This window comes from Bacillus mesophilus (genome assembly GCF_011008845.1).
Taxonomy (GTDB): Bacteria; Bacillota; Bacilli; order Bacillales; family SA4; genus Bacillus_BS; species Bacillus_BS mesophilus.
The window spans coordinates 15,134-37,240 of sequence record NZ_JAAIWM010000002.1; the positions used below are offsets into that span (position 1 = coordinate 15,134).

Below are 22,107 nucleotides of genomic sequence, written 5' to 3' on the forward strand. Positions count from 1 at the left end.
CAACATTTAACAGTATATGCGTTTACTAGAATGCTATGCATCTGTACTTAATCCCTTTACCCTAATCAATATAGGTGAAAAGCGTCTTTGGGTCAAGTCATAACCCTTATATTAGCTGTCAGAATTACTCATGTTTCTAGGTGGTCTTGGTCCCCAAAACTGGTAATAATCTGTTCTAATAAATCCATTAAATAACTTACGCTTTTTCGTCGCTTGCTTACCATACAGTTGTTCGAATTCTGGGTGTGAGGTTAGCATGTATACAGACCAGGTTGGAAGTTTTTCAAATGCTTTCCCCATATCTTTATACATAAGTTCAACTGCTTTCTTTTCCCCTAAGCGTTCACCATATGGTGGATTCCCAACGATTACCCCATACTCATCTCTGGAGGTTATATCTTTTACCTGCATTTGTTTAAAGGAAACCAAATCTCCTAAGCCTGCTTCAATTGCATTATCTTTAGCCATGTTAATCATACGATGATCAATATCTGTCCCGATAATATTTAAAGGTTGATCATATTTTGCTAGATCCTCTGCTTCCTCTCTCGCCTTGTCCCATAGTGACGAATCAATCCAGCTCCAATTTTCAGAAGCAAACTCACGGTTAAACCCTGGTGCAATATTTTGACCTATTAACGCTGCTTCAATAGGAATCGTTCCAGATCCACAAAAAGGGTCAATAAAAGGCTTGTCCGCTGTCCAATTAGTTAGCTTTACAAGTGTCGCAGCTAATGTTTCTTTTAGCGGTGCTTCCCCTTGATCAACACGATATCCTCTTTTATGTAGTCCAACCCCACTTGTATCAATTGTCAACGTAACAACGTCCTTTAGAAGAGCCACTTCAATTCGGTAAAGAGGTCCATTTTCCTCAAACCAAGTCGTTTGTTTATATTTCGTCTTTAAGCTCTCAACAACCGCTCTTTTTACGATAGCCTGACAATCTGACACGCTAAACAGCTTTGATTTAACAGACTTTCCAATTACAGGGAATTCAGCATCTACAGGAATATACTGAGCCCAATTTAGTTTTTTTGTTTTTTCAAATAGTTCATCAAAAGTAGTTGCTTTAAATTCCCCTACTTTTAGCTTGATGCGATCTGCTGTTCTTAACCATAGATTGGTACGGCAAATAGCCATTTCGTCTGCTTCAAAAATGACTTTACCATTTTCAACGATGCAATTCTCATATCCTAAACTTCTTACTTCATCTGCTACAACAGATTCGATCCCCATAGCAGCTGTTGCGATTAATGTTACTTTACCCATAAAACGCTCCTTCTTTTATCAGTAGTTACTTATCAATAACTTAAATTAATTTTGTCTATAGTTCTAGTATGTAAAGATTTGCCTAGTTTATGGCTTAGTAGCTTTTAACAAGAGTGTTGATTTACACTCCAGGTTGCTCGCTTTCCGCGGGGCGTGCGGTGAGCCTCCTCGGCCTGCCTGCGGGGTCTCACCAAGGACAAAGTGATTTCCTTTGTCCCTATGTCACGCTATTCCCGCAGGAGTCTCGCACCTTCCGTTTCAATCAACGCCTTTACTAAAAAAGTTGTAATTTTAATAAATGTCTAAGAACAACAATCTTTTTAAAACTAGTGTCTAATGTGCCAATATGTACAGCTTGATGCAGATTTGGTGTTTCTATACCTGTATCATAATAAAAAGCCCTCCTAAGTCGGAGAGCTCTGCATTAGAAAGTTTGAAGTCCATCAATAGCGTTTTGTAAGCCATGTTTTGTACCATCGTACTCCAAGCGACTGACTAAGTGTCTCGTACTCAGGTGGTAATCATCTATCTACAGATGAAACATCATCTGTCGTTCTCATCGTTCAATTCCTTAGAGAACACGCCCCTACCATAATTTGGGTTTCTCGCTCGTGGGGTTTACCTCGTTCCACTCCAACCATTTCTAGTTGGACTCCGTCACTGTGGCACTTTCAAGGTATTCGGACCATATCCAGAGGACTTAGGTCGTTTCCCTGCCGTCAGCCAAGATCCTTGGCTGCCCTAGCTTATGAATTCACTAGGCACGAACACTACAGGCATCGCAGCCTGTGCGAGCATGGACTTTCCTCTACATGACAAGCATGCAGCGATTACCCAAACGCTATTGATCAGGTAAGACTTAGTATAGTATATCTGACTTTATTACGCAATATCAATTGCTGGAAGTAATCCCAACAATTATGAAGACACTGTTTACACGTAATGCAAACATCCTAAGTACTAATCAAACAGTTTACTTCCAAATACATGCTTCTCAAGGTTTGATAAACGTTTTAAAATATCAAAATTGGTATTTCCCGCAGGCTGAGGCGTTGGTCTTTTTGTGCCCTCATCAGCTTGCCTCTTTAAACGTAAATTTTCCTGTTGAAGCTCTTCTATTTCTTGATGAAACGCTTCATAATCCTTAATGACATAATCTAAGAATTTATCAACTTCCTCTTGACTATATCCTCTGAAGGATGTTTTAAATTCTTTTTCTAAAATATCCTTAGCTGTTAATTTAATTTTATCTGATAGCATATTATTCACCTCAATACCCTTTACCATTCATCTTTATTATTTTTCCAAAAAAACAGTGAGTTGTCAATTTTATCTTTTCTTTAGTTTACCAATTTGTAGAATCATTAAACTGTTCCTCGTTCACAATATCCTCAATATCATATGAAGTTATATAAAATATATGGTAGTTCTGATGTTGCATTTTCTTTTGAGCCTCTAGAACCATAAAAAGAGGACTACCTTTTTTTTCATCATCATAAAAAGCTAATAAACCATCGCTTTTTTGTACGAGATATTGGTTTTTTGCTTTTAACTGGCCTGGGTTTTCATATGGCCTTTTTGTAATACTATCAACAAAGTCTGCCTGACTTAAGATCCATTCGTATTGCTCTTTGCTTAGATCATTCCACTTTTCCTCTTGCTGTAAATACGGTGTTAATACAGCTAATTGAATCGGATATTCATGCCTTAACTCTAGAACTACTTCTGCTGCCCATATTTCAGTCCCCAATTGCCCAGAAATAAGAATCCATTCTAACCCTTCTTCAATTAAAGGGATTAATCTTTTGCGAATTGCTTTTTTTATGTAATCAATTCCTTTATGATCTTTTTGAAATATTCCTAATTCAAATGACTTATATCCCGTAATTGTGAGTACCTTTAACATGTAATACCACCTTTATAAGCAAAGTGCAAGCGCCCTGTTTAGCCCCGACAAGCAAATGTTCCTTCGAGAAAAAAGGGTGGTTTTTCCCTTTATTCTCGAAGGGTTATTTGACCTCGAGGGGCTGGGCGCTGGAGCTAGACATAGACTCCAATCAAAAAAACTTATACTTTCTTATTCTTTTAAAAGTAAAACAAGAACCAGTCAAAGACCAGTTCTTGTTTATTATAATACTTTTATTAACCTAAAAACATGTTGTTTGCAGGAAAACCTGGTGCTCCAGGAGCTGGTGCCATTCCTGGCGCCATTCCTGGTGTTGGTGCCATTCCTGGAGTTGGTGCTACTCCCGGTGCTCCTCCTGGTATTGGTGCTCCTGGAGGGCAAACAAAATGTTGATTTGCAACTTCATTCACAACTGATTCAGTGTGAGGGAAATAATGGTTGTGTTGATATAAGTGATGATTTACGTTTGTCGTATGACTTGGGTGAATATGTGGAACGATTGTTGTATCATGGAAATTTTGAACACAGCACTTCGTAGGGTATACAATAGGTGATAATACTTTCGGATTACAATGATGCATGCTAATTTCTCCTTTCAATTTCTCTTTTGTGTTTTACATTAACAGCCTATGAGAGAAGGAGGGTACATGTACTGATTAAAACACCTATTTTTGGGTTGTCTACCCCAAAACTCCACGAAAGCCTATATGATTTCACTTGTACGATTACCCAAAAAGAATATAAAAAGTTCCTTTGAACTCTGAGAGAATAATAATCGTTAAACAAATCATGAAGAAAAAGAGATATAATAACGTTTTTGGCATATCCATTTGCTCTCCCTAAAATAATTTACAAGGATTCATTTTAAATTTATATAAATCCTTTTTCAACAAGTAAATTATAGAAGTGGCTTTACACTATTCGACAGCAACTTTTGACGAATTTTAGGGAGTTATGCGCTTGCCTAGGAAATATCTGAATGTTTCTTATACTTTATTTCCAAACGATTGATCCTTTTCTTTAACTCACGGTGGTTAAACAAAGGGATGGTCTGAGCCATTTCATAAGCCATGTTTGTGAATTCAAGCGCAGGCTCAATTTCTTTCGCTTTATGTTCATAGTATTTCGCAAGCTCTATCGCAGAATATATTCGGTCACTCTTAGGTACCTGATCCCCTAGACATAATTCCTTCCAAAGCTTTATTGCTTCTTCATACCTATTTTCTTTTTTACATACTGATGATAGCGCTAATTTGGCACCCCAATTATTTATACCTTTATTGTTTACAATCTCATAGTAATGCCTAGTTGCGGTTACTTTTTCTCCTACCGCTTCCATCCACCTTGCCACTTCAAAGTGCTCATTATCACTGCCTCTTTCCGCATGCAGTAGCTTGTTTGATATATGAGTGAAAAGAGTAATAAGCGTTAGGATATCTGTTTCATTATGCTTCATGATTCCAAAAACACCTTCTGGATTTTGATCCTCGAGATAGTGAAAATAGATCATTGGTGCCATATAACCTGGTATATCACCATCTCTAGAAATGTTTAGAATTTGCTTTTCCACATTACTTAGCTTTAATGATTCATATTCATTCTTCCATAAGCGTCTACTTGCATGAAGTAAATCAAAATGCCCGAATTTCGGTAGCTTTGGCACTTCATTTCTAATCATAGTGTGTCGTGTTTTTACTTGTGGCCAGTCAAACGCTTTTCCATTAAACGTTACTAGAGTTGTATAATCTACCTCTTGTAAAAAGTAATGATAAAGAGCAACTTCTGAAGCAGGACTTGGTAAAAACAACTGCCTCAGCTGTACTTTGTCTTTAAACACTCTTGCATAGCCTAATAAAAAGATCGTATTTCCAGTCCCACCTCCAAGACCTGTTGTCTCAGTATCGAAAAAAAATAAATCTTGGCTTTGGAAGCCGGCTACTGATAAAGGGTGACTAAAGTCGGACTGATTCCACTCTCTGACTACATCATGTAAATCTCCTAAAGGATATAAACCATGATTTGTCGTTAAAGGATACTCCTTCTCTCTAATAAGAATATATTGATCTTCAAAATAATATGGCTTTGCATCAAAATCCTCCCATTCCTGAATAAAAGGAATGTCTTCAGTAGGCTGACTGACTTCAATTGTTTCCTGGTGGTCAGAGTTTGTACCAAGGTGCTTTTTCATTCGATTCAGCTTATTCTTTAACGACATATGTTCACCTCACTATTAGTTCCTCTTAAATAAATTGCTTGAGTAAATGGAGAGCAGCTGTTTTCGTGTTCGTATCGTAGGCGTCAAGCCCTACACATGAAGGACAGCCACTTTCACATAAACACTGATTAATCGACTTTTTAGCTTCTACTAGAATGTGTTCCATTTTGTCATAAAGCTTTTCACTTAACCCTATTCCACCTGGGTAGCGATCATATAGGTAGATAGTTGGTTCTCCTGAATGTGTGGATTTTACCTGTGGCACTATATGAACATCACCTGGATCACACATGACAATTAAAGGAACAATATGCTTAATAGCATGGGCAACACCCAGTAAACCTTGTTCGAGTTTTTTCTCACTAATCTCTTCATCCTTAAGAAAAGTAAACCAAGCTGCGTTTGTGTGAAGCTCTTCTTCCGGAAGATGAATGGGACCTGACCCAATGTTTTCATGAGTCTCGAACTTAATTTTTTTAAAGATCGTCGCCATTGCAGTGACCATTACATCTCCATAGCCAAGCGTTAGTTTTTCATTTGTTCTTTCTTTATCTGCCTCTAGCACCTTTAGTTGAACAGCTAGATTTGCATCTGTAAAATAATCAACCTCGACCTCTCTAACAAATGCTTTCTTTTCTTCCCAATCAAGTTTTTCAACTTGGAATTGAGTACCTTGGTGTAAATAGATCGCCTCATCGTGAAGAAGTGTCATTGCACTAAATCGATCCATTTCACCAATTACCTTTACATTTGCAGTGATGGTTTGGTCAATAATAATAACGTTTTCTTGAGAAGCAGAACGCAAGCTGATGTTATGAGCAGGAAAAGCATCATTCATCCAGAACCATTTGTTTCCTCGATGATGAAGCACTTTTTCATCTGTTAGGTATTCAAGGATATCCTCTAGTTCAACTCCACCAAAATCATCACCCTGCTTAAATGGAAGCTCGTAAGCTGCGCACTTTATGTGGTCTAATAGAATCACAAGATTATCAGGGTTAATTCTAGCCGTTTCAGGATTCTGTTCAAAAAAGTACTCCGGATGTTGGATGATGTATTGATCTAACGGACTTGAGCTACCTACCATTATGATTAAAGCCTCTCCTTGCCTTCTGCCAGCTCTGCCAGCTTGTTGCCAAGCACTTGCAATCGTTCCTGGATAACCTGTCATGATACAAACTTGTAATTGACCAATATCAACACCTAGTTCAAGTGCATTGGTACTCACAACTCCATATATTTCACCATTTCTTAGTCCGCGTTCAATCTCTCTTCTTTGAACAGGCAGATATCCGCCACGATATCCACGAATTGACTTAGAACCAAGTTCATTTTTCACTAGTTCTTGTAAATAGGTTAGAATAATTTCTACACGTACTCGACTGCGTGCAAATACAATTGTTTGAATCTTATTTTTTAAGAATTCACCAGCTAAATCTCTTACCTCTAATGTGGCGCTTTTTCTTATATTAAGAGGTTTGTTTACCACAGGAGGATTATAAAAGGCAAAATGTTTTCTACCTGAAGGTGCACCGTTGTTATTAATTAATTCCATATCTGAACCTGTTAGTTGCTCGGCAAGCTCCTTGGGATTGGAAATCGTTGCTGAGGTACAAATAAACTGCGGATTACTTCCATAAAAACGGCAAATTCTCATTAACCGTCGAATCACATTTGCTACATGACTACCAAACACACCACGATAGATATGTAGTTCATCGATAACGATATATTTGAGATTTTCAAACAGCGATACCCATTTTGTATGATGAGGTAAAATGGCCGAGTGAAGCATGTCCGGATTTGTAATAACGATATGTCCTGCTTTTCTAACCTTTTGTCTAATTGATGGTGCCGTATCCCCATCATAGGTATAGCTATTAATTGATACCCCAATTTGTTCGATCAATTCGTTTAGCTCACTTTTTTGATCTTGTGCCAATGCTTTAGTCGGAAATAAGTATAGGGCTCTTGAATCAGAGTTTTCAAGAACTGACTGTAAAACAGGTAGATTATAACAAAGCGTTTTTCCAGAAGCCGTTGGAGTCACCGCAACAAAGTTCTTCCCTCTTTTAATGGCTTCATATGCCTGGACCTGGTGGGTGTATAGTTCGTTTATGCCTCTAGCTTGTAAGGCATTAGACAGCTTTTCGTCGATTGAATTCGGAATCGGGGCAGTTTTAGCTGACTTGGCATCAATCGTATGCCAGTGAACTATTTGTTTATTTTGTTTAAGCTCATGTATGAGATCTTGCATATTCTGCTTAGCAAATGGTTGCATTATTTTCACCTCTAATAGTTCTATTTTAACGAATAAGTGTTCGATTCGTAAATAAAAAAACAACGACCTTATAAAGATCGTTGGGCTTTTATCCGAAATATGGAAAAACAATCACTCAAAAGTTCTAATACTAATCAATAAAACGGTCTATACTGTAGCACCTATGGCTTAATCAAGCTTTGGAGGTCTTCGATCAGATAACCAATCTTTTCCTTCTACATTACCCACTGATGCCATTAATACGGATATGTGGTTTTGTCCATCAATTCCTAGAAACTTATTCATTTCCTTATCAAACCAATGACCCATAGTACATGACCCTAATCCTAATGCATTTGCTACAAGATGAAAGTTTTGTGCTACATGCCCAACATCCCACCATATATAACGATAGGCTCTTTCTTTATATTTGTAAGATGTTCGGTCAATCACAGCTGTCCAAATAAAATTTACAGCAGCTTTTTTAGTCATTTGCTGTTCTTCTGTTACCTCATAAGCAAAGTCTGAGAAATCTCCTAGTTTTAATCCCTCTAGGACCCAATCTTGGACATTCAAGTGATATAAACCACTCTCTATCCCTTCTACATTGTTTATAAGCATATATGTCTCAATAGGATAAAGTGCGCCAGCTGAAGGAGAAGTTCTAACTTGATAGTCACCTAGATCACCCGTTATTCCCTGTGTTCCCCAGAGTATAAGGTTTAATTGCTCTAATGTAAGTGGTTTCTCAATAAAATTTCGTTTAGATCTTCTATTTTGCAGAATATTCCATAAGGATGGAACTTCTTTAAAGTTTGGTTTACCTAGAGGGATTGTAACTACGGCATCTTCATAATTCAGGTAGGTTGGAGGTTTTTTCGAAGAATCCACTTTCAAATGCCAATCTTTTTCCAAATCTCCATAACCATAAGACGTGGCTTCAATGAATTCCTGACAGGCTATTTCCCAATTTTTTAACATAACGATTAACCCTCCGTTTTTTTACTTACTATTATTCTATTTTTTAGTATATAATCTGTATATCTATTAGTAAAATTAATATTTTTTATCTATGCATTAGTTTTTTCTAATGAAATGAGGTTAGTATGACACTATTACAATATGAAGTTTTTATGACAGTAGTAGAATTAAAAAGTTTTACAAAAGCTAGTGATAAGCTAGGTTATACTCAGTCAGCTGTTTCTCAAATGATCAAGAGCTTGGAGGATGAGCTACAAGTAAAGCTCCTAGAACGAAGCAGAAACGGTGTCACTCCCACTATTATTGGAGAAAGAATGTTAAGGAACATGAGAGAGATCATGAAGCTAAAAAAAACAATGATACAGGAAGCTGCATCATTTAATGGCCTTTCTATTGGTTCAATCAAAATTGGTATAACACCTAGCGTTTCTTCTAACATTTTACCTAAAATCGTTGGTACATTTCGAAAAAACTATCCTGATATTGAGCTTATCATTTTTGAAAGTACTTTAACTGATGTGCAAAAACTAATTAAGAACGAAGAAATAGATGTTGGACTTACAATCTTAGATCAACAGGATGGGCTTGATCAGGTACCAATCCTTTCTGATCAATTAATGGTACTTCTGCAAGAAACTCATTCATTATCAAGTAAAGAATACGTTTCACTAGAAGATATTTCTGAGAGCTGCTTTATTATGCCAAAAGGTGATTGTGACATTTTGTTAAAAAAGGCCTTTAATAAAACAAAGGTCACTCCCACTATTCGTTATGAAATCCAAGATTCATCCACGATTATAGCAATGGTAAAAGAAGGAATAGCATTAACCATTCTGCCTGAACTTGCTATTCCAAAAGATACTGCAGGCCTGGTTTCGATCCCTTTATATCCATTCAAAAAACGAAAGGTTGGATTTATCATTAAGGATATCCAGTCTATTTCACCTGGTTTAGCAGAATTTATTGTTCATGTTAAACATACTTTTAATAATCCTTAAATTTTTTTACCAAGATAAGCTGCCAGATCATTTCCGAAAGACCTACTAGGAACTTTTGGCAGCTTCTACTTATGAAGAAATGAAACTATAGTAAAATATTTTGGTTACATAGTTAATTAAACCTCCCCATAACTGCGGTATTATAATACTTATGGTCGGAATGCAGCTTATCATTTTTTAAAATCCCTTCTACTTCGAAACCATGTTTTTCATAAAGCTTTATTGCTTTTTCGTTTGTTTCTATTACATTTAAAGTCACTTTCTTAATCCCGTTTAAGTCCGCCCAACGTAAGGACTCTGTTAAGAGGCTTTGCCCGATTCCGTAACCCCAATATTCCTTCAGTACACAGACACCAAACTCGACTTTATGAGATGTTCTCTTTAATAGGCTACCAGCACACCTTGAAAAACCAACAATTCTCTCATCCACTTCAGCAACTAAAAATAGATTATTTACAAGATAAGTGTCTTCTCTAATGATTTGCTTAAATCCTGATTCATCTATGTATGACTCACCTTTTTCTCGATCTAAATACTCTGTTTCTCCATCTATTTGTAACCTTACTTCAGATAACTCTTTTGCATCTTTCTCAATTGCTGGCCTTATCGTATATCGTAGATTATTTTGAAAAAAATTCTTTGAATGATCCATTAATACTCCTTCTTTCTTATCATAGATATATACAGTCAAATATATAGAAAACCTCAAAAGATGCTCCCTGTTACAGGAAGCATCTCATCAAACTCTTATTTAACCACACTATCTTAACACGTGGCGATTAATCTAGTAAATCGGGCTGTTCTTTCACGATTCGATCCCAAAGCGGCTGGAACTGGAACCATCCTGCGAGATGGGTACCTACTTCGGAATGGGCTGATTTAGCACCTGTTTCCGAAATGAGTCTAGGCGCGCCCGCCGCTTCTGCCAATAACTGTGCCTGACAAGACCTTTCCATTGTAATAAACCACCAAGCTGCTTCATCAACCGTATGTCCAACAGTTAACAACCCATGGTTCATTAAAATAGCGGCTTTATTATTTCCTAACGCATCTGCTATTTTTTTCCCCTCATCTGTATCCAATACTAGGCCAGTATAATCGTCAAACACACTATGGTCATCGTAAAATGCACACGCATCCTGAGTAATAGGATCTAGTGTCCTTCCTAAAGAAGACCACGTTTTTCCATAAACAGAATGGGCATGTGCAGCAGCAACCACATCAGGACGAGCTGCATGGATCTGCGAGTGAATGGCAAAAGCAGCTCGATTAACGGGACGGTCTCCTTCCACGACCTCTCCTGAGTGATTTACAAGAATTAAATCAGAAGCCTTGATTTGACCAAAATGCATCCCAAATGGATTCACCCAAAAATGATCTTTCTCTTTCGGATCCCTTGCTGTAATATGTCCAGCGACTCCTTCATCAAAGCCAAATTTAGAAAAAAGACGAAACGCAGCAGCTAACCTCTGTTTAATATGAAGCCGTTCTTCTTCAACAGATTCGAACGTGGGTTGTTGGAAAAGCGCTTTCATTTTTGAGGCTTGTGTTTCTACTGTTTTATCATTTGCCATGATATCCCTCCTCACAATCTTTTAATATGAATCTACTAAGTATAAAAATTTGTTTTAAGTGTATTCAAATACATCCTACTACATTACATATTTTTAAAAATTTTGATTTTTAATAAATATGAATGAGCATATATTTCACCAATAAAATAAAAAGACTAACAAATCGGGAGGCCGATTTGTTAGTCTTTACTACATACCACAATCTTTCAGGATTATTCTCCTGTCTTTGCGAAGCTATGAATACGATCTCCTATTTCATCACGAACTCGTTGGAAAAATACCCATTTTTCTTCTTCCGCTCCTTCTGCTTTTGCTGGATCGTCAAAGCCCCAGTGAACTCTTTTGATATGAGGAGGAGTAACTGGACAATGGTCTGCTGCATGTCCACAAAGCGTTACTACTAAATCTGCATTGTTTAGAATTTCAGGATCAATCGTATCTGACGTTTGTGTTGAAATATCAATACCAGCTTCCATCATCGCCTTAACAGCATTTGGGTTTAAGCCATGCGCTTCAAGACCAGCACTTCTTACATCCCACTCTGCTCCTAAATGTTTCTTCGCCCACCCTTCTGCCATTTGGCTTCTGCAAGAATTTCCTGTACATAAGAAATAGATTGTTTTTTTAGACATGTTTGTTTTCTCCTTTGTTGTTTAATGAATAATTAGTAACCAAATATATAATCCAACTAGAGTGATAAACAATGTTGGAACGGTTAAGATGATCCCTACTTTGAAATAAGTTCCCCATGAGATTTTTACACCCTTTAAAGATAAAACATGTAACCAAAGTAACGTTGCTAGGGATCCGATTGGTGTAATTTTCGGCCCTAAATCTGAACCAATTATATTTGCGTAAATAAGCGCTTCTCGAGTTACACCGGTTGTGTTAGTGTCTGCTATGGCCAATGCATCAATCATCACAGTCGGCATATTATTCATCACTGACGATAGAATCGCAGCAATAAAGCCCATTCCGATTGTAGCAGCGAACAAGCCTTGATCTGCTGTTACCTGAATGATGTCTGATAACACATTCGTTAGTCCTACATTTCTTAATCCATAAACGACAACATACATCCCAATAGAGAAAAACACGATAGCCCAAGGTGCACCTTTTATAACCGTGCGTGTATCTACAGCTGAACTTTTCTTAGCCATCATTAAAAAGAAAATCGTAACAATTCCGGCAATAATGGATACTGGTACTCCTATAAATTCACTTGCGAAATATCCAATTAACAATACTGCTAGGACATACCATGACAAACGAAACATTTTTTTATCACGAATGGCGTCTGCTGGGTTCTTCAAGTTAGTTAGTTGATAATTCTTAGGTAGATTTTTACGGAAATAAAGGTATAAAACTAAAATACTTGCCCCTAATGAAAAGAAATTTGGAATAATCATTCTTGATGCGTATTCGATAAATCCTATGTTAAAGAAATCAGCCGACACTATGTTAACTAGATTACTTACCACTAGTGGAAGTGAGGTGGTATCTGCTATGAATCCACTTGCAATAATAAAAGGAAAAATCATTTTTTCTTCAAACTTTAAATTTCGAACCATCGCTAATACGATCGGAGTTAAAATTAGTGCCGCTCCGTCGTTAGCAAAGAATGCTGCAACTAGTGATCCTAAAATCGCAACGTAAATAAACATGCGAATTCCATTACCTTTTGCGGCTCTTGCCATGTGAAGTGCTGACCACTCAAAAAATCCTATTTCATCTAAGATTAAAGAAATAATAATAATAGCAATAAAAGTTAAAGTCGCATTCCACACTATAGATGTCACATCAATAACATCGTTGAAATCAACCACTCCTACTATTAATGCAAGAATGGCTCCCCCACAGGCTGACCAACCAATCGATAAACCTTTAGGCTGCCAAATAACTAAAATTAATGTTACTAAAAAAATCAATGATGCAATCCAAACTGATGTCAAACTAATACCCTCCTATTTACTCACACGAAATACGCAATCCTTGTTCGGCAAGCTCCTGCAACTTAAAATCTTGGCTTGGAATATGGTGAAGCACATCCTGAACCAGTGGGAAATATTCACTTTCCTTATTTAAGGAATAGATAATCCACTGCCCTTTTCTTGCTTCTCGAACAATTCCAGCATCTTTTAACTTACGAACATGCTGACTGATTGCTGGCTGGCTGGCCTTAAATATTTCAACAAATTCACAAACACAACAGTCATTCGAGTCAAGTAACTTCACCATCGTAAGTCTCGTCTTATCACCTAAAAGCTTTAAAATACTTGCAGCTTTCTCGACGTCTACAGTTGACACTTGCATATAGTACCTCCTATACATCACTATATAACTATTTACTTATATAATAGTTTACTTATATATTGAGTTCAACCTCATTTTTGTAAATTCTTTGTAAAAGAGTTCTCGGGTAGGCTGGAATCAGACTAAAAAACTTAACCTTCACCCTCTTATAAGCTCTTGTCAAGTTTTTTAATATATAAAGATTGATTGCAGTTTGTATTATTCCTTTTTGTATAAGAACTTATAATTACCCACTTTACTGTTAACATAAGAAATATAGCCGCACAGAACCATAATAACTTTGCTATCCCAATGATTCCTTCTAACACGTAGCCAAGTATAGGGCCAACAGCTGCTCCCAAATCCACAATAATCGTATAAATAGTGACCATGAGTATGTTGTTGCTTTTTGTTAGACTACTAGAAAAAATTGTATCAATAATCGTTGCTATACAGGATGTAATTAACAGGTGAAACAGCAGCAAGGTCCACCAGATGAATATTGGTATATTAAACGGAATGATGAATAGAAGTGCTGTAGCAACTAACAAGAAGAACGATAGGAAATAAGTCTTTTGTTTCATACCGTCTACTATCTCTCCAATTTTGGGTAAAATAAAAGGAGTGCCCCCCCACCTAACAGCTTGTAGAAGTCCTGCTATTGAAGCAGCTCCCAGTATTAAACCAAACATATGAAAATGAGCTGCATTCTGAAGATGAATGAGGTGACTTAGCATAGCCATGAACATACTTTCAAGAATCATGACAGATAAAAACGCAGTGATGAACACCCAAACTAAACGGGACTCTTTTAACAACCTTAATGAACGTAAAGCATTAGGCTTTTCTACTTTTTTCGGATCCTGAACTATTATTCTAGGTAAATATTTTAACGTAAAAGGAATAGTTGCAAACACAATTAAGCCGAGGACCATGCTAATTACTTTAAGTCCAAATGCCTCAGCTAAAAATCCTCCTAAGATCATCCCAACTAAACTTCCCAATCGATACAACCCATTATACGTACCAATTAAGTTACCACGATTAATCTCTGATGTAAGATTGATTATCAACAGGAAGGCACCCATTTTAAAAAGAGACCATGAAATACCCCATAGGGAGCGAAGAAGAATCCAACCACTAAATCCATCTACTAGTGCATAAGAAAAAGTGGTGATTCCGGCTAAAATGACAGCGATTAAGATTCCGTGATGAAACCGTAATTTCTTATAGATATAGCCGATCAGAGGAGTTAAAGGCAACCTTACGAAACGGTTTATAGATAGAAGAACTCCTACTTGAACCAAGGAGTTTAAACCGATCTCCAACCATTGAATAGGAAGGATTATATATAACATGGAGTCACCAGCTAAACAAACTGCAGTAATAAGAGAAAGAGCAATAATAGTCTTTCTATCTGCACTAGAGGCCATAAGTAACCTTTTTATGGTTTAGTAAAAAGACCAGTCTATTGAACAGACTGATCTTCTGATAGGTTAACAACATGATGTTTTGTTTATTGTAACTTTTATCTCACCACAGCAGGAGCCTGATTCTTCATTTAAAGAATCGCTATTACACGTATTTCTTTCAGCAACCCGGTTAACACTACAAACACCTGTTTCTGGCAGAACTAAATGCACTTCTTTAGCCCCTTTATAATCACCCGTTAGATAGGCCACAACCGATCTTACTTGTTCATAGCCTGTTGCTAATAAAAAGGTAGGTGCTCTTCCATAACTTTTCATCCCGACTATATAAAAATCCTTTTCTATTTGCCTTAACTCTGCTTCACCATGAGGTCGAACCGTACCACAGCTATGAATATTAGGATCTATTAGTGGTGCAAGTGAATCTACACTTTCAACAGCTGAGTCTAAATTAATTCTAATTTCATTCAGAAAAGATGTATCCGGTCTGAAGCCTGTACTTACGATGATTTCTTCTATTCCATGAATCGTTGTTTCTTCTCCGTTTAGGTCCCCTCCAACAGAGATTAGCTCATCGTTTTCGGTTAATTTGCTTATATGAAAAGGGGTAATGATGTTAATTTGTCCGGATTCTACAAGTTTACGAATTCTAATTCCAAGTTGACCTCGAGCCGGTAGTCCATCTTGATCCTGCCCGCCATACACCTGCGAAATATTGGCTTTTCTTAGTACCCAGTAGACTGTGGTTTGATTATACATCTCTTTTAACTGTGCTAAATCGAGAATCGCATTAATCGCTGAATGACCACTTCCTACAACCATAACCTTTTTATTTTTATATCTATTCTTTAAGTCTTCCAGGACATTGGGTATACCATAATAGATACGGTTACTAAGCTTTTTTTCCGAATTAGTCCATAATCCATTCGATAGCACCGGATTTGGATTCTTCCAAGTCCCCGAAGCATCAATAACTGCTTTTACTTCGTACACTTTTGTTTCCTCTTTAATTTCCACATAAAGTTGAAATGGAGCTTCTTCTCTTTTCAATGTTTTTAATTTATCCATTCCCTTTCTAACAACCCCGACAACCTTTGCATTTGTAACGATGTTTTTACTTATCTCAGGTATATTACTTAATGGCAATAAATACTCTTCCACAAGTTGTCTACCAGTTGGAATGTCATCAAGATTAGGTGATGTCCAACCTGTTTGTTTCAAAAGCGTGTTTGCCGCTTGATCTATGTTATATTGCCATGGTGAAAACATCTTCACATGGCCCCATTCCAAAATACTAGCACCGACCGTTTCTCCTGATTCGAACAGGGTAAATCTTTCCCCTTTTGTTAACAATTGAGCTGCAGCTGCAAGACCAATTGCCCCCCCTCCAATAATCGCAATCGGTAAATTATCTAGGTCTCTAGTTTTCATTAGTATCCTCCTCATTTATTAACAGCTTCTCCATTGCCATGACATCAACAAATTTGTTATCTAAAATCCCTTGATGTTTAAAAACCCCTACATCTCTATAACCTTTATTTTGATATAAACCTTGCCCTAACTGGTTGAAAGGGAAGGTGAATAGAATAATTTTATGAAACCTATTTTCTCTTGCTATGCCTTCGATTTCCTTAAGGAGCTTTCCGCCGATTCCTTTCCCTCTAAATTCACGTTCTATATATAGCGATAAATCAGCAACACCTTTATAAGCCTCACGGAGATTATATGGATTTAACGAGGCCCAACCCACTATCTGATTCTGTGACTCTGCGACAATAACCTGATATCGTTCTTGGTGCTTCTCAAACCACCCCTCCATGAAGGGTAGATCTTTTAAGTCTGTTTCTAAAGTTGCGATCCTATCTTCAATTCCCTGATTGTATATCCTAAGAATTGAGGGTAAATCTCCTTGGTTGACTGTTCGAATCAATATGTCCATTAGTTTCATCTCCGTTTACCATTCAGTTACATTTCCTTAGTTTATCTTCATAACTAATTTATACCATTAAAAGTTGATTTTTACAACTATTATTTATCAACTTTTATTGATTTTAAAACAAGATACCTTTCTGTTCTTTTATGAACTCAAACCACATTAACACTAATCACATAGACTAAGTAAATGATTATTAAAATTAATAGTACTCGAAACTTACTTAACTCTAGATTATATTTGTAAAAATCAACTATAAACACCTTTTAACAACATCTATGAATAACAATTAATTGCCCATTCATAAATGCTTAAATCCCAACTAGAAAGCTCTTGCAAATTTTCATAAAAGTTTCCAAATCCATTTCAACTCTCTAGTAATTTTATGTTTTAATGTTTGCTTTGCAGGGTATAAGTTATTATTCAGATAGTTTTACTTTTACGGAGGTATTAGTATGATAAAGTTCGACGAAGCAAAAATAGATTCATCAAATCACCTTCATCAATTACTTAATAGTCCCAGTGTTCATGAAGGTGCACACATCCTATATACTTTTAATGAACAAAGGAAATATCTAGAAAATGTGATGACTTTCATAGTAGATGGATTAGCAAAACGGGAAGTAGTCCTAATAATAGATTTACCTGAACATATTCAACTAATAAAAAACAATCTTCTACAGATGAATGTAGAAGAAATAGAAATACAGTCTATTATTTTTGTAAATTCTAGCAATATATATATTAGAAAGCATACATTTGACAGACTTAGTAAAATACTTGACCCTTTGCTAAGCACAGGTTTAAAGGTTAGAATCTGGGGACATATTCTATTTACTAAAACTAACTCAAATGTAACAAATCTTAAGGATCACGAATCGCTATTAGATTTATTTGTTTCATATCATAATCTCATTTGTGTTAGCACATACAACGGGGGAGCTTTCCCGGCATCAGTACAAAATGAATTACTTAAAGTTCATTCTTTTATGATGACTGATAAGGAAATTGCACCTTCACCTTTTTATAGAAAAGATTATTTACATATGGTCACTAAAAGCGAAGAAAAAAGAGTTAACAGACTAGAAATAGAAAATAGTTTGCTAAAAAAGAAGAACAATAATTTCGTTATAGATAATAAAAGGATGAAAGTGAAAAAGGAGCTTATACAACAAAACGAGAAATTTTATCGTACACTGATTACCGAACTTCCCATCGGCGTATTTATATCAAAAAAAGGAAAGATTAAATTTATGAACGAGGCCGGGAGAAAGCTTCTACATTCTATGGATCAACTAAACGAAATAGAGAAACAACTCTCACCCTATCTAACTAAAATTGATGAAGGTAAACCAAAGTCATATGTAAAGGAGCTTAACCTCACCAAACCTAATGGAAATACACTTACACTTCAAATAAAGTCAATTCCAACCTGGTTCGAAAAGGGAGATGCTACCTTACATACAATTACTGATTTAACTGATCAAAAGATAAGCGAACAGCTACTAGTTCAATCAGAGAAGCTCAACATGGCCGGGGAACTTGCTGCAGGTATAGCACATGAAGTGAGAAATCCGCTAACTTCTATTAAGGGATTCTTCAATTTGATTAAGCATGAACAAAATAAAGATTCCTATTTTGATATAATAGAAGATGAGATTGATAGAATTGAACAGGTATCAAGTGAATTATTGATGCTTTCACGTCCCTATATAGAAAACCTCAGTGTTTGTAGCATCCATCAGATTATCGAGGATGTTAAGAAATGGCTAGCACAGCAAGCGTCACAAAAAAACATTGATATTGTTATAAAAAGTACAGAAAAAGAATTATTCATATCATGTGAGGAAATTAAAATAAAACAAGTGTTCATAAATCTTGTTAAAAACGCAATTGAGGTAATGGAAAGTGGCAAGATTCTTATAGAAGTTAAAAAGGTTAATAAAGACATTAAAATTAACATCATTGATGAGGGTCCAGGATTCTCTAAAGAGATGCTTACTCGAATTGGAGAGCCTTTCTATTCAACAAAGGAAAAAGGAACAGGGTTAGGGCTTATGGTTTGCTATAAGATCATAAAAAATCATCAAGGATCTATAAACGTCCAAAGCCATGAAGGAAAAGGGACAACCTTTACGATTTCTCTTCCTAGTATGTATTGATTGTTGCTAATTTTTATTATATGACCAACCTGTATAAATCCTGAGGTTAAAAATGAATCTGGAAAAAAAGCTATTATTCACGAGGTTAACCCGTTCGGTTGAGAAGGAGAAAACAACAAATAACAAGCCTTTTAGAGATGGAATTAGCACCCTAATTCACATCTCTTTTTTTCGTTGATATATCAAGGTTTTATGGCAATTTATGCAGTTTTAGCATATGAATTAACATAGTTTTCAGCACCCCTTTTCACAACAGTGAATAAATTTATTCACGATTGCTAAAAAGGATGCTGATTAGGTGGTTACAAGATGGTCAATGTTTAATGTTTGAAATATTTAAAAGAATATTCTGCATTTTTTTATTCTATTGGTAGGCTTATTCAACTAACGAAGCAGGATAGTTTCAATGGAAATAAATTTTTGAAACTTTTTAGGTTATTAACCGTCTAATACATTTGGAAGGAATTAGAGATTTATATTTATGTAGGAGATAAATTAAATGAAAAAGATTATGGTTGGTTTGGTATCACTGCTTTTAATAGTAGTTGTCCTATACTTTGGATATACAACGATAAAAACACTTAATGGGAATCCGTCAGCTATGCCAAAAGCTGAGAAATTGGCTGGTGAGTATATAAAGCAGACATACCCTAACGAAAACTTAATTATTGGTAAGGGTACATACGAGAAAAACTATGGTAACTATACTTTTGATGTTAAAGGAACTTCTGGTTCAAAAGTAAATGAGCTTGTTATTCAAGAAGGACTTAAAACAATAGAAGACACAAATTTAACCAGAGAATTAATTGAAAAAGTAGAACAATACACCTCAAGTTCAAACCTTTCTATTGAAAAGATGGAGATTAACGGGACAGTATTCTTTATCTCTGATAATTTTGAGAAGAAAGATAATATTTGGATTACATTTTCTGGAGACGAGTTGACTATCGAAAAAGTTGCTAACTTTGGAAAAAGCATAACTAATTGGAGCAAAAAAAACGAATTATCATTGAATAAGTTAATAATAGATTTCACAAATTTAACTTCTAACGAAAATTTTCGACTATCAGTTGATAATAAAAAATTAGATAACCTGGATTTTGTAAAGTTGATAGAAAAAATAGAATGACCCTTTAATAAAAATATTCTTGTTTAACTAACGGGTGCTAATCTTCAAGAAGGGAGATTAGCTTTTTCATAGATTGCATTATTTTAAGAAGCTGTAATTTCAGAGCAAAAGGATCAGATAGTAATTGTCTGATCCTTTTTGTATTGTTATTTGTATTGCTAAGAGTAGTGCTAATTAACCTGCGAATCAATGTTTTCTCCCTACCAACCGAAAGGGTTATCACTAGGAATAATAGCTTTTTATATGACTCTTTTCTTAGTTTATTGGTTTTTAGCACAGTACTAGACTGTATAGTTGTTAAAGGTACCATTTTTCTTTAAATAATCTATAAGGAGGCAAAAACAAACCTTTACTCTTAAGATACCGCAGTAATTTTTCGAGTTTTTCGGCACACCATATACCCTTGAACAGAAACGTTCTTAGGGAGTAAAGGATGATCCTTTATTACCTTTTGATTTTTCTGTACATTCTCTGTTCTATTATTTGGACCAGCAATCCAATCTAACACGTCATGATTTACCACATCAATAAATTCAAGAGTATCGATCAAGGTATTTGTGATTCCAGCTTGGTCCATTTTCCTTTTCAACTCATCTTTACTTATTAAGTGATCCGTTGTATTCTCACTTAACAGGTAGATCTCGGCAATTTCCTCTGTAAAAACAGCATGAATAATACTCCTCATAACATCTCCATATGGTTGAATGGTGACAGGCCCTTCGTTGTTTAATACAATGACTTCTTCAGGCTTATGATTAATAGGAAAATGATATCCATCAGTTAATTCTGATATAATGATTGCTCTTTTTTTAGTTTTCTTGTTAACCAACTGCCCCGCCTCCTATTGAATCCATTTTGCTAGTTCATAATATAAAGGAATCCCAATTATAAGATTGAAAGGAAAGGTAACTCCTAGAGAAAGTCCTAAATAGATGGATGGATTTGCTTCTGGAACTGAAGTCTTTAGTGCAGCAGGTGCAGCTATATAAGAAGCACTTCCTGCCAAAACGCCCATAAGCATAGTTCCCCCTAGCGATAGTCCTACCATACTACCCGTGATTACCCCAAGAGATCCAAAAATAATCGGCGAGACTATTCCGAATAACAGTAACTTTATTCCATGTTTTCTTACTTCAGGTAATCTTGCCCCTGCAATTAATCCCATATTCAATAAGAATAAAATTAACACACTATTATAAAGATCAAAAAATAAAGGTTTAACCATAGGTACTGCCTCATCTCCAAGCATTAAACCTATGAATAAGCTTCCTACAAGTAATAGAATACTTTTTCCAAAAAGACTTTCCCTTATAACCTCTTTATCTACCAATTTCAAAGATGCAGGAACCAAACCCATGCTATGTGAAGATACTGCAGGTGAATGATTGTTCTTCTCTAGTATTTTTAACAAAAACAATGAGATTAGAATGGCCGGACTTTCCATTAACACAACTAAAGCATTCATAAATCCTTCATAGCTAGTTCCACTTTTTTCAAGGAATGAAATAGCTGCTCCATAGGTCACAATACTAATCGAACCATAGGTTGCTGCCAAGCCAATAGAGTTGTGGAGGTCCATCTTCATGACTCTCATCCACACAAGAGTAATGAAAGGAATCACAGCCCCCAAAAACAAAGCCCCCATTATAGGTCCCATAACTGATTGTATAGAATAGTGCGAGAGTTCGATTCCGCCTTTAATACCGATGGCAATTAAAAGATATATGCTAAGTGAGTCACTTAAAGCAGCAGGGAATTTCAAATCTGACTTAATTAAAGCCGCAAAAATTCCTAGCACGAAAAACAAGACAACTGGTGATAATAAATTTCCTGCGATGATCTCAGACATAACAATCCCTCCTATTATAGGTGTGTAAGTGCCTTTTAGAAAAAAGCATCCAAAACTTATACTTTTTAGTTATAAAAAAAACCGCCAGAGTTCACTATTATCCACAGAA

Annotated in this window: 20 protein-coding genes and 1 other RNA gene; 3 read left to right on the forward strand and 18 right to left on the reverse strand. The window is 36.0% G+C overall.

The window, feature by feature from the left end; translation table 11 throughout:
- Window positions 1–111 precede the first annotated feature (111 nt).
- The 8 genes from G4D63_RS05265 to G4D63_RS05300 form a co-directional block, all read right to left on the reverse strand.
- Window positions 112–1,269: a THUMP domain-containing class I SAM-dependent RNA methyltransferase gene (locus G4D63_RS05265; RefSeq protein WP_163178470.1), complete on the reverse strand. Its 1,158-nt coding sequence runs from the start codon at window positions 1,267–1,269 to the stop codon at window positions 112–114.
- 452 nt (window positions 1,270–1,721) lie between these two features.
- An RNA gene (rnpB, locus tag G4D63_RS05270) (RNase P RNA component class B) lies at window positions 1,722–2,111 on the reverse strand.
- 118 nt (window positions 2,112–2,229) lie between these two features.
- A complete protein-coding gene (gene gpsB / locus G4D63_RS05275) occupies window positions 2,230–2,529 on the reverse strand; it encodes a cell division regulator GpsB (protein ID WP_163178472.1) in 300 nt (99 codons plus the stop codon).
- Window positions 2,530–2,614: 85 nt separating this feature from the next.
- Window positions 2,615–3,175, reverse strand: coding sequence for an SLOG family protein (locus G4D63_RS05280; protein ID WP_163178474.1), 561 nt, complete (start codon window positions 3,173–3,175; stop codon window positions 2,615–2,617).
- A 236-nt stretch (window positions 3,176–3,411) separates the two neighbouring features.
- On the reverse strand, window positions 3,412–3,756 hold the full coding sequence (locus tag G4D63_RS05285) for a spore coat protein (RefSeq protein WP_163178477.1): 345 nt from the start codon (window positions 3,754–3,756) through the stop codon (window positions 3,412–3,414).
- A gap of 383 nt (window positions 3,757–4,139) precedes the next feature.
- Window positions 4,140–5,390 carry a ribonuclease H-like domain-containing protein gene (locus tag G4D63_RS05290; RefSeq protein WP_163178479.1) on the reverse strand — a complete coding sequence of 417 codons (1,251 nt, stop codon included), beginning with the start codon at window positions 5,388–5,390 and terminating at the stop codon, window positions 4,140–4,142.
- A 25-nt stretch (window positions 5,391–5,415) separates the two neighbouring features.
- On the reverse strand, window positions 5,416–7,671 hold the full coding sequence (locus G4D63_RS05295) for a DEAD/DEAH box helicase (RefSeq protein WP_163178482.1): 2,256 nt from the start codon (window positions 7,669–7,671) through the stop codon (window positions 5,416–5,418).
- A 168-nt stretch (window positions 7,672–7,839) separates the two neighbouring features.
- On the reverse strand, window positions 7,840–8,631 hold the full coding sequence (locus G4D63_RS05300) for a SagB/ThcOx family dehydrogenase (RefSeq protein ID WP_163178484.1): 792 nt from the start codon (window positions 8,629–8,631) through the stop codon (window positions 7,840–7,842).
- 125 nt (window positions 8,632–8,756) lie between these two features.
- On the opposite strand from G4D63_RS05300, the gene G4D63_RS05305 reads away from it, so the two are divergent.
- Window positions 8,757–9,629 carry a LysR family transcriptional regulator gene (locus G4D63_RS05305; protein WP_163178487.1) on the forward strand — a complete coding sequence of 291 codons (873 nt, stop codon included), beginning with the start codon at window positions 8,757–8,759 and terminating at the stop codon, window positions 9,627–9,629.
- Window positions 9,630–9,741: 112 nt separating this feature from the next.
- Here the strand turns inward: G4D63_RS05305 and G4D63_RS05310 are convergent, their stop codons facing one another.
- The 8 genes from G4D63_RS05310 to G4D63_RS05345 form a co-directional block, all read right to left on the reverse strand.
- The gene (locus G4D63_RS05310; RefSeq protein ID WP_163178489.1) at window positions 9,742–10,281 is read right to left on the reverse strand and encodes a GNAT family N-acetyltransferase; all 540 of its coding nucleotides are present in this window, start codon (window positions 10,279–10,281) and stop codon (window positions 9,742–9,744) included.
- Between the two features lie 127 nt (window positions 10,282–10,408).
- On the reverse strand, window positions 10,409–11,203 hold the full coding sequence (locus G4D63_RS05315) for a class II aldolase/adducin family protein (protein ID WP_163178492.1): 795 nt from the start codon (window positions 11,201–11,203) through the stop codon (window positions 10,409–10,411).
- A 212-nt stretch (window positions 11,204–11,415) separates the two neighbouring features.
- A complete protein-coding gene (arsC, locus tag G4D63_RS05320) occupies window positions 11,416–11,835 on the reverse strand; it encodes an arsenate reductase (thioredoxin) (RefSeq protein ID WP_163178494.1) in 420 nt (139 codons plus the stop codon).
- A 21-nt stretch (window positions 11,836–11,856) separates the two neighbouring features.
- Complete coding sequence (locus G4D63_RS05325) at window positions 11,857–13,155, reverse strand: arsenic transporter (RefSeq protein ID WP_163178496.1); 1,299 nt, start codon at window positions 13,153–13,155, stop codon at window positions 11,857–11,859.
- A 16-nt stretch (window positions 13,156–13,171) separates the two neighbouring features.
- On the reverse strand, window positions 13,172–13,516 hold the full coding sequence (locus G4D63_RS05330; protein WP_163178498.1) for an ArsR/SmtB family transcription factor: 345 nt from the start codon (window positions 13,514–13,516) through the stop codon (window positions 13,172–13,174).
- A gap of 146 nt (window positions 13,517–13,662) precedes the next feature.
- The gene (locus tag G4D63_RS05335) at window positions 13,663–14,928 is read right to left on the reverse strand and encodes an MFS transporter (protein WP_163178500.1); all 1,266 of its coding nucleotides are present in this window, start codon (window positions 14,926–14,928) and stop codon (window positions 13,663–13,665) included.
- 63 nt (window positions 14,929–14,991) lie between these two features.
- Window positions 14,992–16,356, reverse strand: a complete 1,365-nt coding sequence (locus G4D63_RS05340; RefSeq protein ID WP_163178503.1) for an NAD(P)-binding domain-containing protein — start codon at window positions 16,354–16,356, stop codon at window positions 14,992–14,994.
- Window positions 16,346–16,864 carry an arsinothricin resistance N-acetyltransferase ArsN1 family A gene (locus tag G4D63_RS05345; RefSeq protein WP_163178505.1) on the reverse strand — a complete coding sequence of 173 codons (519 nt, stop codon included), beginning with the start codon at window positions 16,862–16,864 and terminating at the stop codon, window positions 16,346–16,348. The genes G4D63_RS05340 and G4D63_RS05345 overlap by 11 nt, the downstream gene beginning before the upstream one ends.
- Window positions 16,865–17,313: 449 nt before the next feature.
- Between G4D63_RS05345 and G4D63_RS05350 the strand changes: the two genes are divergently transcribed.
- Together G4D63_RS05350 and G4D63_RS05355 are read left to right on the forward strand one after the other, a co-directional pair.
- Window positions 17,314–19,020, forward strand: a complete 1,707-nt coding sequence (locus G4D63_RS05350; RefSeq protein ID WP_163178507.1) for an ATP-binding protein — start codon at window positions 17,314–17,316, stop codon at window positions 19,018–19,020.
- Window positions 19,021–19,519: 499 nt separating this feature from the next.
- Window positions 19,520–20,149 carry a YfjL-like protein gene (locus tag G4D63_RS05355; RefSeq protein ID WP_163178509.1) on the forward strand — a complete coding sequence of 210 codons (630 nt, stop codon included), beginning with the start codon at window positions 19,520–19,522 and terminating at the stop codon, window positions 20,147–20,149.
- Window positions 20,150–20,504: 355 nt separating this feature from the next.
- On the opposite strand, the gene G4D63_RS05360 is transcribed toward G4D63_RS05355, so the two are convergent.
- Window positions 20,505–20,978: a hypothetical protein gene (locus G4D63_RS05360; RefSeq protein ID WP_163178511.1), complete on the reverse strand. Its 474-nt coding sequence runs from the start codon at window positions 20,976–20,978 to the stop codon at window positions 20,505–20,507.
- Between the two features lie 12 nt (window positions 20,979–20,990).
- Window positions 20,991–21,998: a sodium-dependent bicarbonate transport family permease gene (locus G4D63_RS05365; protein ID WP_163178513.1), complete on the reverse strand. Its 1,008-nt coding sequence runs from the start codon at window positions 21,996–21,998 to the stop codon at window positions 20,991–20,993.
- Window positions 21,999–22,107 lie beyond the last annotated feature (109 nt).

Bases quoted from the DNA above. Each gene is read 5' to 3' on its own strand.
- G4D63_RS05265 (WP_163178470.1), bottom strand. From the start codon at position 1,269: ATGGGTAAAGTAACATTAATCGCAACAGCTGCTATGGGGATCGAATCT.
- gpsB (WP_163178472.1), bottom strand. From the start codon at position 2,529: ATGCTATCAGATAAAATTAAATTAACAGCTAAGGATATTTTAGAAAAA.
- G4D63_RS05280 (WP_163178474.1), bottom strand. From the start codon at position 3,175: ATGTTAAAGGTACTCACAATTACGGGATATAAGTCATTTGAATTAGGA.
- G4D63_RS05285 (WP_163178477.1), bottom strand. From the start codon at position 3,756: ATGCATCATTGTAATCCGAAAGTATTATCACCTATTGTATACCCTACG.
- G4D63_RS05290 (WP_163178479.1), bottom strand. From the start codon at position 5,390: ATGTCGTTAAAGAATAAGCTGAATCGAATGAAAAAGCACCTTGGTACA.
- G4D63_RS05295 (WP_163178482.1), bottom strand. From the start codon at position 7,671: ATGCAACCATTTGCTAAGCAGAATATGCAAGATCTCATACATGAGCTT.
- G4D63_RS05300 (WP_163178484.1), bottom strand. From the start codon at position 8,631: ATGTTAAAAAATTGGGAAATAGCCTGTCAGGAATTCATTGAAGCCACG.
- G4D63_RS05305 (WP_163178487.1), top strand. From the start codon at position 8,757: ATGACACTATTACAATATGAAGTTTTTATGACAGTAGTAGAATTAAAA.
- G4D63_RS05310 (WP_163178489.1), bottom strand. From the start codon at position 10,281: ATGGATCATTCAAAGAATTTTTTTCAAAATAATCTACGATATACGATA.
- G4D63_RS05315 (WP_163178492.1), bottom strand. From the start codon at position 11,203: ATGGCAAATGATAAAACAGTAGAAACACAAGCCTCAAAAATGAAAGCG.
- arsC (WP_163178494.1), bottom strand. From the start codon at position 11,835: ATGTCTAAAAAAACAATCTATTTCTTATGTACAGGAAATTCTTGCAGA.
- G4D63_RS05330 (WP_163178498.1), bottom strand. From the start codon at position 13,516: ATGCAAGTGTCAACTGTAGACGTCGAGAAAGCTGCAAGTATTTTAAAG.
- G4D63_RS05335 (WP_163178500.1), bottom strand. From the start codon at position 14,928: ATGGCCTCTAGTGCAGATAGAAAGACTATTATTGCTCTTTCTCTTATT.
- G4D63_RS05340 (WP_163178503.1), bottom strand. From the start codon at position 16,356: ATGAAAACTAGAGACCTAGATAATTTACCGATTGCGATTATTGGAGGG.
- G4D63_RS05345 (WP_163178505.1), bottom strand. From the start codon at position 16,864: ATGGACATATTGATTCGAACAGTCAACCAAGGAGATTTACCCTCAATT.
- G4D63_RS05350 (WP_163178507.1), top strand. From the start codon at position 17,314: ATGATAAAGTTCGACGAAGCAAAAATAGATTCATCAAATCACCTTCAT.
- G4D63_RS05355 (WP_163178509.1), top strand. From the start codon at position 19,520: ATGAAAAAGATTATGGTTGGTTTGGTATCACTGCTTTTAATAGTAGTT.
- G4D63_RS05365 (WP_163178513.1), bottom strand. From the start codon at position 21,998: ATGTCTGAGATCATCGCAGGAAATTTATTATCACCAGTTGTCTTGTTT.